The organism is Paenibacillus hemerocallicola, from assembly GCF_006265175.1.
GTDB lineage: Bacteria > Bacillota > Bacilli > Paenibacillales > NBRC-103111 > Paenibacillus_AB > Paenibacillus_AB hemerocallicola.
In genome coordinates, this window is the sequence record NZ_VDCQ01000011.1 from 143,513 (window position 1) to 159,255 (window position 15,743).

Below are 15,743 nucleotides of genomic sequence, written 5' to 3' on the forward strand. Positions count from 1 at the left end.
GAGCAATGGAGGAGGACGGTCAGGTCTTCGCGGACGCACCGTCCCCCCCGTGTCCATAGATGAATGGGAGGGATGAATGATGAGGTTCAAGCTATGGAGCTATTCGGTTCGATTGATGCTGGTGTTGAGCCTGTTGACCGCAGCCGCCTTGGCGGGCCCGCTAACTGCCGGCGCTCAGACGGAAGGGCCGAATTTGCTGGCCAATCCGGGCTTCGAATTGCCGCCGGAGGAGACGCAGGCTATACCGGGGTGGAATTTGCGATCTAGCGCGTCCGGGATCGTCATGGAGGTTACGGACAGCGTGAGCTATGAAGGAAGCAACAGCATGAGGGTCGTGGACAATTCCACGGCTACCGCCGTCGTCGCTTACAGCGATCCGGTCGAAGTATCCGCCGGGGACACGCTGAAGCTCAGGTTCAAGGCTACGAACACGACCGGAACGGTGTACGTGGGAATCCGGACGTACAAACAGGCCGGAGACGACGTGGTCAACAATGCTCTGAACAACAAATTCGTGACGCTGTCGGCTTCGACGGCATGGACCGAATTTACGGTGGAATCCACGGTTCCGTCCACCGCGGCTTATGCGCGTGTATTGGTGTACTCCCAAAACACAGGAAAGGGATCGACTTTCGTGGACGATTTCCATTTGAGCATTGCCGACCTTAGCACGATACCTCATGAGTTGACCAACCTCGGACCGTTTATCCACAACATCGACATTTCCCGGGCCGTATTTTACAAGGAGCCGACAGGCAGAACGCTCGCTTACGCCACGTTGTCGGGCATTCCGTCCAAGCTGCTCGTGATCGACGTGGATGCGGAAACGGTGCTCAAGCAAATAACCGTCGAAGACACGGTGAACGGAACGTACTATAAGGGCGAGCATCTGAGAGGACTTGTCGTACAACCGGATGGTACCGTTTACATGGCCGGAACGCCGACGAATTTGTTCAAATACGTTCCCGGCGAGGATCAGGTGCATTATGTGAGGAAATTGCCCGGCGCCGCCGTATACGACTTGAAAAACGGACCGGCCGGAATTATTTTTGGCGGTACATACAACAAGAACGAAGGGTTCGAATACAATACGGCTACCGGCGACTATGTCAGTCTGGGCAAAGCGACGGCCGACGAGTTCTACCTGTACTCGGTCGCTTACGACGCGCTGAGAAACGACTATTATTTCGGAATAGGCTCCCATGCCCATCTGATCCGCTACGATCGGGATACGGGCACGAAGACGGAGATCGCGCTGCCGTCCCAGTACGGCTCGGCCCAGTTCGTGTGGGACATGAGCGTCGTCGAAGACAAGCTGTTCATGCGCCTTTCTCCGGGAGCGACGCTGGCGATGGATCTGGCTACTGGCACGTTCGACACCACGAGCACGCCGGTTACTTCCAGACTGATCTCGCCTCTTTCTCCGGATGACGACAAAGTGTACTATACCTCTTATTCCGAGCTCGGCCATTACGATTTCAGCACGAAGCAATATACCGGCCTCGGTATCGATACGGGAGTCGATGCAAACGGATTCGCATTCGCGCAGCTTACGACGCCGGGCTTCCCGGGCAATTCGCTGGTCGCGATTACGGAAGGGAAAATATTCAAGTACAATCCGGCGACGGGCGCGACGCGGTCGGTGCTGATCCCGATCGATGGCGAGCCGAGCGGCTTGCATTCGGTAGCCAAAGGGAACGACGGACTTATCCATGCTAGCGCATTCGTGGTCGGCGGCAATGCGATGTACGATCCCGTAACCGGAGATCGTCGGGAATATTCCAAGCAATCCGTGGGCATCGAGCAGACGGTGCCGGGCAATCAGACTGACCGTATCTACAGCTACAAGGACAAAATTTATTACGTGACCTATACCGGGATGAGGGTATACGAATATGACCAGTCACTGCCATGGGACAGGCAATCGGCGACTCAGCCAAACCCGAAATTTTTGTTTACCGCGTCGGATATCGGCCATCAGGATCGCGGTTTGGCCGGGACGGTCATGCCGGAGGAAGGCAAGCTCGTCATCGGTACGGTGCCGAAGTACGGCTTCCTCGGCGGCGCGCTCGTCATCTACGATCTGGAGACGAGCGAACGCGAGGTGTACTGGAACGTAGTCGATCAGCAGAGCGTGACGGCGGTCACATACAAGGACGGACTCGTCTATGGAGGCTCCAATATTTGGGGCGGCCTCGGCATCAATCCGACGGAGACGGAGGCGAAGCTGTTCATCTGGGACGTGGCCAACAAGGAGAAAGTATTCGAGACGGTTCCCGTACCGGGCAAGAAAGGCATTACCGAGCTGATGGTAGGACCGGACGGCAACATTTGGGGCTCGGCGGAAGGCGATCTGTTCATCTTCGATCCGGTTACGCGTGAAGTCGTCTTAAGGAAAAATCTCGTCTCGCGTTCGTACAGCAGCGCGGTATGGCGCGATACCCAGTTCGAGATCGGCACGGACGGCAAAGTGTACGGGACACAGGCGAACCAGTTTTTCCGGATCGACGCCGTCACCAAGGAAAAGCAAATCATCCGCAATGCGGGCAAAAACAATCGGCTGGCGCAGGACGACTTCGGCTACTTTTATTTGACCGAGGAAGCGGATCTGCTGAAGATCGAAATTCCGGGCTTGATCGCCCAACCGTTGGGAGCGAGCCTTGACGTCTCGTCGACAACTTTGGCCGAGAACGAGACGGCCGACGTCTCGATCACCGGGCTGCTCGATAAAGGACGCTCGATTCAAAAGCTGGAGAGAAGAGATCCGCAATGGTTCGTGAGCAATTCCTCGGTAGTCGACGTGGTATATGGCAAAGTCGTGGCCAAAAACGCCGGCACCGCCGATGTGTGGGCACAAATCGAGATGGACGGGACTGCGGTAGAGACGAATCATGTTACGGTCACCGTTACGCCGAGCATAAGTCAAGTTACATTATCCGTATACCGACCGACACTATATGCAGGCCAATCCTCCACGGTCAATTTGAGCGTGTATGCGAGCGACGGTTCGCCGGTCGATATGTCGGAAGCAGTCGTGACTTTCGGCTCGAGCAATTCGTCGGCGGTTGCCGTGAACCAGCAAGGCGGCATTACCGCGGTGGGGGCGGGCACCTCTCTCCTGACCGCGAACGTGACGATGGACGGCAAATCGGTACAATCCAATCCCGTACCCGTCACTGTGAAGCAGACGCTCGCGAACGGGGCTCCAGGCCAGCCGGTGCTGTCGGCTGACAACGGACACGCGAACGGACTGCAGGACGGGAATATCAACGTGACGATGAATTTGTGGTGGGGAAATAACGGTACGGTGTATAAATTGTATGAAAACGGCGCCTTGATCGACACGCAAATGCTGAACGACGCATCGCCCGGCGCCCAGCTGGCAAAGTCGGCGATCGAAGGGAAACCGAACGGAACCTACACCTATACTTGCGAGCTGATCAACGCTTTCGGCACGACGAAGTGCGGACCGTTGGTCGTAAACGTGACGAACGCCTCTCCCGGCAAGCCGGTATTGTCTCATGATAACTGGGACGGCGACGGCAGCTACAAAGTGTCCATGAACATGTGGTGGGGGACGAACGCGACCGAATACCGCTTGTACGAGAACGGGAAGTTGATCGACAAGCGGAGCCTGACGGCGGCATCGCCTAATGCGCAAGCCGCGACGACGACGATCGCGGGCAAGGCGTCAGGCGGGTACGAGTACCGAGCCGAGCTGGCGAACGCCGCAGGCGTCACGTCGAGCGAGACCGTCCGGATTCAAGTTGCGAAGTAATTTCCGAGCGTGAGCGTTGCATCTTCGCACTTCAAATGGCAGTTATAGTAAAGGTCGCATCCGATGCGGCCTTTTTCCGTTTCGTTGCCCCTGCTATGCTTTTACTCCATGCTTGCCGGAAGCATCGGGAGAAGGAGAGCGGCAATAACGAACGAGTTGACGATAATAGTGGACCAAAATGTTGCTGATTAGGTATAGAGAGACGGACGGATGGTCCGTTTAATCGAATGATGAAATTCGGTTTCCACTCGAAAATTGGACACACTCGAAAATTGGATGTTGCAAATTTCAAATGAATGTAATACAATGACTCCAAGATTGTGATTGGTCAATCAATAATAAGATATAGTAGAGGAGTACACGAGATGGCCAAAGGAATTTCATCATCCGCCAGTCGTCGTGCCGATATCGTCTCGGCCGCAATCGAAGTGTTCGCGGAGATCGGCTATTTCCGGGCCACCACCGCGCAGGTTGCGGAGCGCGCTTCCATTTCCCAGCCTTACGTTTACCGTTTCTTCACCAAGGAGTCGCTATTGGTGGCGGCATTGGACGTATCGCATCAGCGTATATTGGAAGCTTTTCAACGAGTGGTCGAGTCGGCGGCGCCGGAGCAGCTGGAGACCGGCTTTATTCGGGCTTATGAGGAGATTATGGGCTCGCATCGCAACGAGATTTTACTTCAAATGCAGGCCCAGACGATTCAAGATGCTTCGATCCGGAATGCGATGCAGCAGGGAATGAGCCAAATCAAGCAATTCGTTCAACAAGCTTTTGAACGGGCCGGGATCGCCGACGCGGACGCGAGAACATCCGACTTTCTGGCAAGAGGGATGCTGTGCAACGTGGCGATGGCGATGGATATGCCGGATTTGCTCCTAAAGAGATAAGTTCATAGCCGGGAATAGCGGCTCCCACGACGGCGGTCGGCATGTTATTTTGCCCGATTTCGCCGCCGGTTATGACTCGATTGCACACAAATTTTTTTGAGTATTTGTAATTGATCAATCAATAACAAAAATGAGGAGATGGAAAAACATGAACATGAGAAAAGCGATCGTATTGGGAGCAACTGGCGGCGTAGGATATCCGCTCACGGAGGAATTGGTGAAAAGGGGCATCGAAACCGTAGCGTTCGGCCGGTCAACGGGCAAGCTGGAAAGCTTGGCGCGGCAGCTCGGAAATCCGTCCGGCTTGCATCTGGAGACAGGGGACGCCTTCAACCCGGACCATATCGTCAGAGCGGCCGAAGGGGCTGACGTCATTTTTCACAGCGCCAATATTCCTTATAACGAAATGGAGTCCCGGCTATTGCCGCTCGGGCAAGCCGTGATGGAAGCCGCCGAGCGGATGGGAGCGAAGGTCGTTGTCGTCGACGGCATTTATCCTTATGGCAGAAAGACCGTCGACAAGGCGACGGAGGACCATCCGAAACGTCCCCACACCCGCAAAGGGAAGACGCGGTTGGCCTACGAGGAGCTGCTGCTCAGCCCGCGCTGGCGCAAGGCGAAACCGCTCATTGCGAGGCTCCCGGACTACTACGGGCCTTCCGCACAAGCGTCCTACCTATCCGTAACGATGGAGGCGATCGCATCGGGCAAGCCGACGGCTTTTATCGGCAACATGACGATCCCGCGCGAGTACGTCTACTTGCCGGACGCGGCACATATGATTGTGGAAATCGCGATGCGAGACGAATCGTATGGGCAAAACTGGCATATTCCCGGTCCGGGCGTCATCTCCGGACACGACTTGGTGCGTATCGCTCAGCAGGCCAGCGGAAAGCGCAAGTCCGTATTCCCGCTCGGACGTCTGGGACTTTCGCTCATCGGGCTGTTCAATCCGGTGATGAAGGAGGTTGTGGAGATGCTGTACCTTACGGAGGAGCCGTTTGTCCTGAGCGGCGAGAAATATGAACGTGAAATCGGGCCGATCTCATGGACGTCTCACGAGCAAGCCATCGCGCAAACGATACGCAGCCTGATGGACCGCGGAAAATGAACGGGGGCGAATCTGTTATTGACATCCCTTCACATGGTTGTATAATGCAATTATATACTTTCATCATACAACAACGTGTTGGTTCCGGCAGCAGTTTCATGAACGGGGGGCTATCATGCAGGCTCATGACATCATGACCAGCCGCGTGTACAAAGTAAAGGAAAGCGACACCGTAAGGGCCGTGATCGAAAAATTTATAGACCATAGGATAAGCGGTCTTCCCGTGGTCAACGACAGGAATGAAATCGTTGCCTATGTGAGTGACGGGGACATCATGCGATATATCGGCAAGCATGAGGATGTTGTAATTGACGTTTTATACTTTTCGACTGTTCTAAAGGGGGATGCCGAGGAGTTTGAAGAGCGGGCCCGCAGTCTGCTTCAATTAAATGTTATGAGAATCGCCCATAGGAAAGTGCTCACCGTCTCGTGGGATGAAGAGATCGAGCAAATCGCGGCCATTTTGGGTAAAAAGCATATCAAGAAGCTGCCGGTCGAACGCAACGGGGTGCTGGTCGGCATCATAAGCCGCGGCGATGTCGTACGGCACACGTTCAAACGATTTTTGTAAGGCGCGGACGGAGGAAGAGCGAAGATGGAGGTAACCAATTGAGCAGCAGCGATCGGCGGGCGGCGCCGTTTTGGAGCATTGTTTTCGCCGTCTTTTTCGGGAATTTCATGGCGACCTTGAGCACGACGACCATTAACGTGGCTCTGCCCGTGTTCATGGACGATTTCGATGCCTCCTTGAATAGGGTCCAGTGGATGATGTCGGGATTTATGCTGGCTACCGGCGTAATCGCGCCGATTATCGGCTTCTTGGGAGACAGACTGAGCTACAAGCGTCTGTATGTACTTGCATTAGCCGGCTTTACGCTGGCTTCCGTGCTGTGTATATTGGCATGGAACATGGAATCTCTCATTATATTCAGAATCGTCCAGGGACTGTTCAGCGGCATGATTATGCCGACTACGATGACCATCATCTATCAAGTGATTCCCAAGGAAAAGCAGGCTCTCGGGATCGGTTTTTGGAGCGTATCGGCGATGCTGGCCCCGGCATTCGGCCCGACGATCGGGGGATGGCTGGCGGAATATTTCGGTTGGAAGGCGCTCTTCCTGATGAATGTGCCGATCGGATTGATGGCTATTTTCGCGGCGCAGCGGTTTATTCCATCATACCGGCTCGGAAAAGGAGTATCGCTGGATAGTATCGGCTTCGTCGCGGTAATCATCGGCACCAGCTCGCTGCTCGGGGCTTTCAGCCAAAGCCATAGCTGGGGATGGACCTCGTGGAAGACGATATCTCTTCTCGCGATCGGAGTTGGCGTCATTTTTTATTTCGTCGTTCGCACGCTGAAGGTGAACGCCCCGCTGTTGAATTTGAGGCTGTTCAACATCCGCAGGTTTACTTACAGCCTCATCCTGAACTGTGCGATCACGATTTCCCTATATGCGGGTACGTTCCTCGTACCCATTTATATGCAGAAAATTCAAGGCGCCAACACGTTGCATACCGGACTGGTCATGCTGCCGGGGACGCTTGCGATGGCGCTCGTTTCCTCGCTTGTCGGCAAAGCGTATAACAAGGTCGGACCTTTCCGGCTCATCTTGAGCGGCGTAGTGCTGATGGGCGTTTCTACATGGGCGCTTAGCCGGCTGACGTTGACCTCCGGTACGCTGTTCATTACGACGTGGATCGCTATCCGATACGTGGGAATCGCGATGAGTCACATGCCGGTGACGAACGCGGGCATGTCCTCCGTCCCGAGCGAGCTTACCGGCCAGGCATCCGCGGTGACGAACTGGATCCGTCAAGGGACATCCGCTTTATCGGTCAGCATTTTCAGCGCGATTTTGTCATCCCGGACACTGTCTTACGGGAATGATGGCGAGACCGCCGTACGGGCGCTTTCTTCAAGCATCCAGGATGTTTTTATGCTCGGAACCGTGTTGGTCGTCATTGCGATCCCGCTTACTTTTCTGCTTCGTCAAAAAAAGAGCGGAAAGGAAGAACGGCTCGCACAGCCCGCAGTGAAATCATAAGATGCAGAGCAGGCCGGAGCCCGATCTTCCGACCTGCTTTTTCTTCCATTTACGATGAACTAAAGAATCGACTCAGAGCCCCAATGCAAGGGAAAAATGGAATGAACGTTTAACCTTTAGTTCAAGTTATACTACTGCGAATAACGGTGACACCCTCGGGTACGACTAACTCCGAGATTCCGTTATGACAGGCGAACCGGATCTTACCCGTAGGCACCCGGAATTCCAGCTCCACCCGATCGAGTGCCTCCGGAATACGGGGAGAGAATGAAACGGCCGTCCATCCGGGGGAAGTTGGCTTGATGCCGGCGATTTCTTCGATGAACAGCGGAATCGGGGCGCTGGCCCAAGGATGGCACAGGCTCGTATTCCACTTCAAGTCTTTCGCCCACACCTCGAAGCAAGTGGTGGCCCCTTCCTTTACCATCGTGCTCCACGAATGAAGATCGTCCGAGCGGATCAGCTCGTAGACGAGCCCATGCTCGCCCGCCGCGGCGAGAGCTTTCAATACGAAGTATGCCATGTAGACGCCGCAGCTTAATCGTTTTTCCCGAATCAGCTCGATAACGGTCGTCTGGTCGTCCTCATTTGTCAATCCGAACAGAAGGGGGAGGGCGTTCGCATGCAGCGACGTATGCTTCGATACCTCGGAATCCGAAAACAACTTCGTTTCGGGATCGAGAAATGCCTGACGGAAAGCGGTCTTAAAGCTATCCATGCCGGACGTATGCGTATCGGGCAGCCGCAAAATGTGGCGAATATCGCGTATCGCCCGCATGGCGCCGTAATAGAAGGCGTTGACCACGTTGTGGCAGCCGTCCCCGATCGGCTTCGAGAGCCGGAAGTCGTAGTCGTCCCGCATATTGACTGGCCAATCGACGAGGTTCGGCTTGTCTTTCACATCGACGAGGATCCCGTCATCCCTACGGAATCGGGCAAAGTAGGCGAGCATTCGCTCGGCATATGGCAGCATATCCCGCAGAAACGGTTCATCTCCGCTCTGCCGGTAATATTCCAGCAGCTGGATCGGCCATTGCAGCGAGTAGTCGACGAACTCCTGCATATAGTGTCCGGGGGCGACCGCCATGAAGCCGGGACAGACGCGCGACGACAGCAGCACGAAATCGAGCAGCGATTTGCGGAACAAGCGCAAATCTCCCGATACATACGCGTGGGCGTGGGTGATGATCGTGTTGTCTCCCAAATATTGTCCTTTCTCCCTGGACGGACAGTCGACATAGTTTTCCTGCGATCCGTATTTGACCCCGTTTTTGCAAATGGACCATATCGCATTCAGCATCGGGTCGGACGAATCGAACCGGCAAGCCCCATCGTCGAGCGGATAATGACGCACGATCGCGGCAAAGCTTGCGGGATCGAGACGAACGCCGGGGGCAGGCAGCACCTCCACGTAACGGAACGCTTTGTAATCGAAAAATTCCAGCTCGTCATCCGCCGATCCGGACAACGTCCACGTTTCCTTGTACGTGCAATTGCAGCGCATATCGTACCGGACGCTTCCGTCGTCCCGCAGCTCCTCGCCGCAGCGGATTTCAACGGTTTGCCCGGGACTGCCTTGGGCTTTCATCGTGAATTGCCCGGTCCGTTCTTCCCCGAAGTCGATCGAGTAACCGGCTTCTCCCGCAATCGGCGCGATCCGCACAGGCTTGACCGTGTACACCGACAAAGGCGGAGTGGGCTGTTCGAACAAGCGGTGATCGTCCGCTTCATGTACGAACGGCTGCTGCCAGGCATCATCGTCGAATTCGGCTTTTCGCCAGCCCGTCAGCTTGAGTCGGTTGTCTATATGTTCCAAATATTGCGTGTCATAGCCGATAATGCCGCCATTCTCGTATTCGCGGGCACGCTCGATCTTCCAGCTCGAGTCGGTTTGGACGGCGATCGATCCGTCAACGGACAATTCCGCGATCAGTCCTTGCCGATAATCCCCGCTGTTATAAGCCCGGCATACGAGCCCTTGATAATACACATGAACCGCAATGACATTATCTCCTTGACGCAGCAGCGGGGAAACGTCATGCCGGTTGTAATAATAGTGATAATGATTTCCTTGAGCGGGTCCCTGACCTGCGAATTGACCGTTTATATACAGCTTGTACGTATCGTCCGCCGTTATGTCCAGAATCGCTTTATCGAAAGGTTCCTTCAGCACGAACGTTTTGCGCGCCAGCATGTGGCGGTTTTTCAGATCTTCCCTATGCTTCGGACCGCTGTATGCCTCCAGCTCCTTGCGGTATAAATCGATCGGCTTCAGTCCGAAGAACGCTTCGTCCATAATCCACCGAGCGGACCATTGTTTATCCACGTATGTCTTATCCCCTTTCGCGCGTCGGGCGGACGCGACGGCAGTTTGTATCGCCAACCATTGTACAATGCTTCACGGGGGGGAATCTTGGACGATATGCCAAAAAAACCGGGGGAATTGACACGTTTCGCGGGAATCGTAAAATTACTCCAAAAACCGTTGTACCGCTCCTTGTGAATCGGCAGCGTTCATCCTAATCTATAAGCAGAGGGGAGATGCATGCCATGAGAGCAGCGACCAAACCGGCCTCGCTTCGCCGGGTGACGCTGGAAACGACGTTAAAGCCTTTTGCGAGCATGGAGCCGGCGCATGTGGAGCAAGTATGCGCGGAAATGATCCGTCAATGGCGGCCGCTTCTCCATATGGCGGAGCATGGCTCGATGCTGCTATGGGTAGCCGACGGAACGGAAATATTGACTTGGAACGGCCGATACGATTCGGAAATCGAATGGGCCCGTTATATCGGGTTGGCCAACGAGGAGCGCTTCGGCATTTCGGATCCGGACGATCCGAAAAAAGCGCGATTGTACACGGAACAGCCGGCGCGCGTTACATACCGGGATTTGCAAATGGTTGTACGCACCTTTAAACGGCTGGCACGCGAGCAGGGGTTCTCGATGCAAGTGGGGGCTACCTTCGATCCGGGGCCCGAATTCGTCTATTCCGACTTTAAATACAAGCTGCATGGCGAAATCAACGAGGCCCCCATCGGGGGAGATTTCGTTTCGTTGCGGCCCGATTACAAGGTCGTCTGCTGCTGGTCCAAGCTGCGGGGGGATGCAATCAACTATGCCGGTTTTCCGGACGGCATTCCGGAGGGAACGTCATTCGGACGGTTTCTGGGACGCCAATGCCAATATTTTTTGGCCGATCTGGAGTTCGACTACATTTGGTTTTCCAACGGGTTCGGTTTTTCGTTTTTCCCGTGGACGTATCTCGGAGCCAACTTCGACGGCAACGGCTTCGACCGGACGGATTACCGGGAAATGACGGCGAACGTGATGTCGTTTTGGGACGACTTCAAGAGAGAGTGCCCGGACTATCGGACCGAGGTAAGGGGCACGAATTTCAGCACGGGAATCGAGCTTGCCAAAGACTTCGTCCCGTTAAGAGAGCTGTACGCCAAAAAATATGTGGAGCTCCCTCCGCCAAATTCGCCATGGGGCGCCTTGAACCGGGATTTCGGGCTGGAGCTGGCCGGGTACATGTCGCGCATCGCGGTGCTCCCCGGCGAGACGTTCCCGTTCCGCTTCTATGCCAACGATCCTTGGTTTTGGCAAAATCCGTGGTGGGACGCCTATGGCCGGGAGCCATACGACATTTATTGTCCCATGGCGGTAGGGCGGGTCCGGGCGGACGGTACGATCCAAAACCCGGGCATAATCGAAATTCTTTCGATCGATACGGAAAAGGGCGAATTGAACGAAGCGTGCCCGATGGAAATCATTCCGCATCTGGCCAGGGCGGTTCAAGATTTTCCGGATCGACCCGGCATCATGACCTGGCTGTATCCGTTCGAAGAAAATGCCCGGCTTGTCGCCGAACGGCAGGATAAGGCGAGTCTCGTCTTTTTCGACGAATGGTTCGTACGGAATGCGATGAATCAGGGATTGCCGCTCAATACGGTAATCAGCACCACCGATTTCGCTCGGATGATAGAACGGGGCGAGGCGACATTAGGGGACACGGTTCTATTCGCGGCCGCTTCGCTTATGGCGGAAGAACGGGCAAAGGAAATCGTTCGGCATGTCAAAACGGGCGGAAAAGTGCTGCTCTACGGTCCCGTCACCGACCCGGAGCTGTTGGATATGCTCAACCTCAAGCTCGATGACGGCATACACGGCGAACTGCGGCTCCATATGGCGGCCATATCGGAAGATCGTCTGGATAATCCCGGGAGCTTGTTGCTGCTGCACGATCCGCTTCTGTCCGGCGGGTCGGTCAGAGAGACGGTCGCATTGACGGATGATCCCCATACGAGGGCGGGTGCGTTCGTACAGCGGGAGACGCAGACGAGAGCGTATGCGTTATCCAGAAGCTTGCCGGAGTGGCTAGGCGGGGCGATCGCTTGGGTACGGGGGACAGTGGCGTTCGCAAAAGGAACGAATTCCCATCTGCCGGTCCGACAAGGGCCGGAATACAGGGACGCGTCCATATTGACCCGGTATATGCTCGCCGAACTTGGATATGCGCTGCTGCAGACCAGGTTCGATGACAACAGCGCGCAATATGCCGGTACGATGTACGCCGAGCAGACCAAGACGATGTACTGCTACGTTTCGCGAAGGGATAACGCCTACTTGTTCAGCGGGTACAAGCCGGATTCCACTGCGACGATCCGATTGAGGTTCCCGCAAGGGGCGCCAATTGTGACGGGTCTGTCGGCCGTAATCGAGGACGGATGCTCCCTCTATGCAATGGACACTTCTTATCACAGGGAATGTCGCGTATTCGTCAAGCAATCCGGCTCCGGCATCGTTGCCTGTAAGGAAGGGCACCCCATTCGCACTCGCAAGAAGGATACAGCGCGAAGTATCGTGATTACCGGCTTGATGGATGCGGAAGTAACTTTGCTCCCTCCGCTTGACGCACTCCGGTCCAAAAGAGTGGAAGTGAACCATACCCACCGCGAACGGCGCTATTTGGAGCTAGATTACGATCCGGCAGAAGGTTTCGTACGGTTGAGTCATATTACGGGCACGATCGAGGTTACTTGGTGAGTGGGCGATACCGAAACGACCGCTTGATGACGATTGGAATTTTTCAATCGTCTTTTTTTTTGATTAATCTGTCGCAGCGCTATTCCGCCAAATCAAAAGGAAACCGGCCGGCCGGCGTCGAATCGTTACATGGGAGCTTTCACACGCTTGCAGGGGACTCTGTAAATCTACCTTGGGAAGAGGTGCGGCATGTACAAAGTATTTATCGTCGTCGACAACCCCCGCGACCGCGAAGAAGCGGCCGGCTTGCCGGACTGGAGCTCGCTCGGGCTACAATTGGCGGGCACGTTCTCCAACGGTTTGGAAGCGCTTCAAGAAGCGGAGCGGACCGGCCCCGACATCGTACTGATCGACGTGCATTTGCCGGGGATGGACGCCCATGTGCTCGGACGCAGAATGAGGGAGCGAATCCCTGGCGTGCAGCTTATTTTTGTCTGCCGCAGCGCCGACTTCGATTCCGCAAAATCGGCCATGAGGCCGGACGAACGCGATGAGAGTTGGGCACCGATCCGTATTCCGGAGCTGCCGGCGGCGATCATGAACGCGTTCGGAAACGTAGCCAGGGAAAGTGCCGTCCTGAAGGAGAGGGAGATGCATCTGCAAACGATCAAGGATTCGCTTCCGCTTCAACGGGAACGGTTTTTGCGCGGGCTGCTGCAAGGCGATTATCGCGATTGCGGCAAGGAGACGCTCGATAAACGGATGGAGCTGCTGGAAATAAGTCCGCCCGAGTACGGCGAATTCCGCGTTATTCTGGTGCATTCGGCAGCCGGACAAGCGAAGGATGCGGACGTTCCCGATTCCTTTCTGTTCATGGACCGATTGGAGCGTTCGTTGACTCCGCGACCGGATCGGCATGAGCTTTACATCGGCATCGTTTCCTTATCGGATCAATGTCTTGCCCTTATCGTCGGTGCGGAGAGGGGGGCGCTGAATCTCGATATGCCGGCTATCGATCGGGTGCTTCAGGCCGTGTACGATACGGAATTGTCTTTGTCTCGGCTGTTGTCGGTCGGAGTGAGCAGCGAAGGGACGTTTGCCGAATTGCCCGAGCTGTACGGGCAGACGAAACGGCTGTTGGAGGAGAATCCATATAGCGACAGAATGCCCCGGATCGTGTTGCATGAGGAGATCGGCGAGGAGCGGCATTGGAGGGAAGGGATGCTGACGGCTTCGGACAAAATGCTGTTTGACATCCGGGATATGATATATTCCGGGAAAAACCCGGATGCCCTGCTTCTGATCGAGCGGTATTTAAGCGGCCGGGCATCGCCGTGGACCGACCGCGAAGTCCGCGAATTTATGGTCCTGTTATCCGCTACGCTCCAGCGGCTCTATGTGGAAGCGGGTATATCGGTGAACGGCCTGCTTCTCTTCTTCCTGAGCTTGTGGAACAAGCTGCAATCGGATACCGGCCGCGAGGATATCGTGGGGCCGATCGATTCGTTGATCGTTCTGGCCCGGAATCAGCTGCTCGAGGAGCAGAGAGCGTTCTATGATCAGGTCGTGAAAGATATGAAGCGAACAATCATGAAGCGGTATACCGAACCGATCACGATTCGCGATATTACGGACGGGGTTCACCTGAGCTTCGCCCATGCCAATTATATTTTCAAGTACAAAACCGGCCGCAAGCTATTCGATTATTTGACCGATTACCGGATGGAGAAAGCGAAGTCGCTCCTGAGGGACGGAGGGAGCGAGCTGGCTGCGGTCGCCCAGCAGGCCGGTTATGCAAGCCTTTTCCACTTTTGCTCGAGCTTCATGAAGGCGACCGGGCTTACGCCCCCGGAATACAGGAATCAACCCTCTTAACTCCTCGCGATTCCCGGAGCCTACTTGGCCGTATGTTTGTCCGGTGCCGCGTCTTGCTCCCGGTAATGCTGGGGCGAGACGCCTTCGATCTTTTTGAACATGCGGCTGAAGTAAAAAGGCTCCTCGTACCCGACTTCCTTGGCGATCGTCTTGACGTTTTTGTCCGTATGCCTCAGCAAATGTTTGGCACGCTGAACGCGCAACTGCTGAATATAATGGTTGATCGTCGTGCCCGCGTACTTCTTGAACACTTGGCACAAATACTCGTATTTGCGGTCCATCAGCCGCTCCAGCGCCTGCTTCGTCATCTCTCGCTCGTACGAGTTATTCAACAGATTGACCAGCTTGCGGAACGTAATATAGGAAATCGGGAACGCGGTATCCAGGTGGCTATGCTCCAAAAAGTCGGTAGCGATCCCGCGAAGCATTTCGGCAAGCAGCAGTGTCGCCTGAAACCGGAAGTAGCCTTCCGGCCGCTCCATCGTCTCGCGCAGCTGATCGAACAGATCGAGCAGCTTGTAGCGGTGCCGGCTCCGATAGAGTCGGGGGATAATCAGTTGATCCTCGTGTCGGACTTCAACCGTTCTCAGCTCCGTACGTTCGGCATGGACAATATTAAGATCGGATGCGCGATTCAACACGAATTCGTTCATGCCCGGCGTGCACGAAAATTGCACCCAATAAAATTTGCCGTTCGCCCCGTCGCTTTCCCAACCTCCGTGCGGCTCCCAAGGCTTCAACAAATAAGATTCACCCATGCAGAGCGTCATCCGGTCGTCACCGGCCCGCAAATTTACAGTGCCTTCCGCGACTACGATCAGCTCGTAATACGGGTTGTAATGCTCGCGGTAAAAGGAGGCGTTCTTTTGCGTGTCGAGCAGGTCCGCCCATCTGACGTCCAGAATCGACAAGCGGGACATGGAATAGTACATGGAATGACTTCCTCCGATGTTTTTTGTATAAAAAACGCAATCTCGTTCATGGATCGCCATGACAAACGTTTCTATAATGAAGTCGTGATGGAATCATTATAACATCTCCAAATCGGTTGCAGGAGGTT

Annotated in this window: 9 protein-coding genes; 7 read left to right on the top strand and 2 right to left on the bottom strand. The window is 55.0% G+C overall.

Annotation, left to right across the window (positions count from 1 at the left end; all coding sequences use genetic code 11):
* Positions 1 to 76: 76 nt before the first annotated feature.
* From FE784_RS10620 to FE784_RS10640, 5 genes are all read left to right on the top strand, one after another.
* A complete protein-coding gene (locus tag FE784_RS10620; RefSeq protein ID WP_139602177.1) occupies positions 77 to 3,778 on the top strand; it encodes a chitinase N-terminal domain-containing protein in 3,702 nt (1,233 codons plus the stop codon).
* Between the two features lie 365 nt (positions 3,779 to 4,143).
* Positions 4,144 to 4,665: a TetR/AcrR family transcriptional regulator gene (locus tag FE784_RS10625; protein WP_139602178.1), complete on the top strand. Its 522-nt coding sequence runs from the start codon at positions 4,144 to 4,146 to the stop codon at positions 4,663 to 4,665.
* Positions 4,666 to 4,819: 154 nt separating this feature from the next.
* Complete coding sequence (locus tag FE784_RS10630) at positions 4,820 to 5,776, top strand: NAD-dependent epimerase/dehydratase family protein (protein ID WP_139602200.1); 957 nt, start codon at positions 4,820 to 4,822, stop codon at positions 5,774 to 5,776.
* A gap of 115 nt (positions 5,777 to 5,891) precedes the next feature.
* Complete coding sequence (locus tag FE784_RS10635) at positions 5,892 to 6,347, top strand: CBS domain-containing protein (RefSeq protein WP_139602179.1); 456 nt, start codon at positions 5,892 to 5,894, stop codon at positions 6,345 to 6,347.
* A gap of 38 nt (positions 6,348 to 6,385) precedes the next feature.
* Positions 6,386 to 7,822: an MDR family MFS transporter gene (locus FE784_RS10640; RefSeq protein WP_246131976.1), complete on the top strand. Its 1,437-nt coding sequence runs from the start codon at positions 6,386 to 6,388 to the stop codon at positions 7,820 to 7,822.
* Positions 7,823 to 7,943: 121 nt separating this feature from the next.
* Here FE784_RS10640 and FE784_RS10645 read toward each other — a convergent pair whose 3' ends face one another.
* Positions 7,944 to 10,148 (bottom strand): family 78 glycoside hydrolase catalytic domain, encoded by a 2,205-nt coding sequence (locus tag FE784_RS10645; RefSeq protein WP_139602180.1) that lies wholly within the window; start codon positions 10,146 to 10,148, stop codon positions 7,944 to 7,946.
* A gap of 224 nt (positions 10,149 to 10,372) precedes the next feature.
* Here FE784_RS10645 and FE784_RS10650 point away from each other — a divergent pair, with 224 nt between their 5' ends.
* Both FE784_RS10650 and FE784_RS10655 read left to right on the top strand, forming a co-directional pair.
* Positions 10,373 to 12,868: a hypothetical protein gene (locus FE784_RS10650; protein ID WP_139602181.1), complete on the top strand. Its 2,496-nt coding sequence runs from the start codon at positions 10,373 to 10,375 to the stop codon at positions 12,866 to 12,868.
* Between the two features lie 189 nt (positions 12,869 to 13,057).
* Positions 13,058 to 14,683: a helix-turn-helix domain-containing protein gene (locus FE784_RS10655; RefSeq protein ID WP_139602182.1), complete on the top strand. Its 1,626-nt coding sequence runs from the start codon at positions 13,058 to 13,060 to the stop codon at positions 14,681 to 14,683.
* A 20-nt stretch (positions 14,684 to 14,703) separates the two neighbouring features.
* Here FE784_RS10655 and FE784_RS10660 read toward each other — a convergent pair whose 3' ends face one another.
* A complete protein-coding gene (locus FE784_RS10660; RefSeq protein WP_176706109.1) occupies positions 14,704 to 15,615 on the bottom strand; it encodes an AraC family transcriptional regulator in 912 nt (303 codons plus the stop codon).
* Between the last annotated feature and the right edge of the window lie 128 nt (positions 15,616 to 15,743).

Excerpts from the sequence above, each read along its gene's own strand:
- FE784_RS10620 (WP_139602177.1), top strand. The coding sequence starts at position 77 with ATGATGAGGTTCAAGCTATGGAGCTATTCGGTTCGATTGATGCTGGTG.
- FE784_RS10625 (WP_139602178.1), top strand. The coding sequence starts at position 4,144 with ATGGCCAAAGGAATTTCATCATCCGCCAGTCGTCGTGCCGATATCGTC.
- FE784_RS10630 (WP_139602200.1), top strand. The coding sequence starts at position 4,820 with ATGAGAAAAGCGATCGTATTGGGAGCAACTGGCGGCGTAGGATATCCG.
- FE784_RS10635 (WP_139602179.1), top strand. The coding sequence starts at position 5,892 with ATGCAGGCTCATGACATCATGACCAGCCGCGTGTACAAAGTAAAGGAA.
- FE784_RS10650 (WP_139602181.1), top strand. The coding sequence starts at position 10,373 with ATGAGAGCAGCGACCAAACCGGCCTCGCTTCGCCGGGTGACGCTGGAA.
- FE784_RS10655 (WP_139602182.1), top strand. The coding sequence starts at position 13,058 with ATGTACAAAGTATTTATCGTCGTCGACAACCCCCGCGACCGCGAAGAA.
- FE784_RS10660 (WP_176706109.1), bottom strand. The coding sequence starts at position 15,615 with ATGTACTATTCCATGTCCCGCTTGTCGATTCTGGACGTCAGATGGGCG.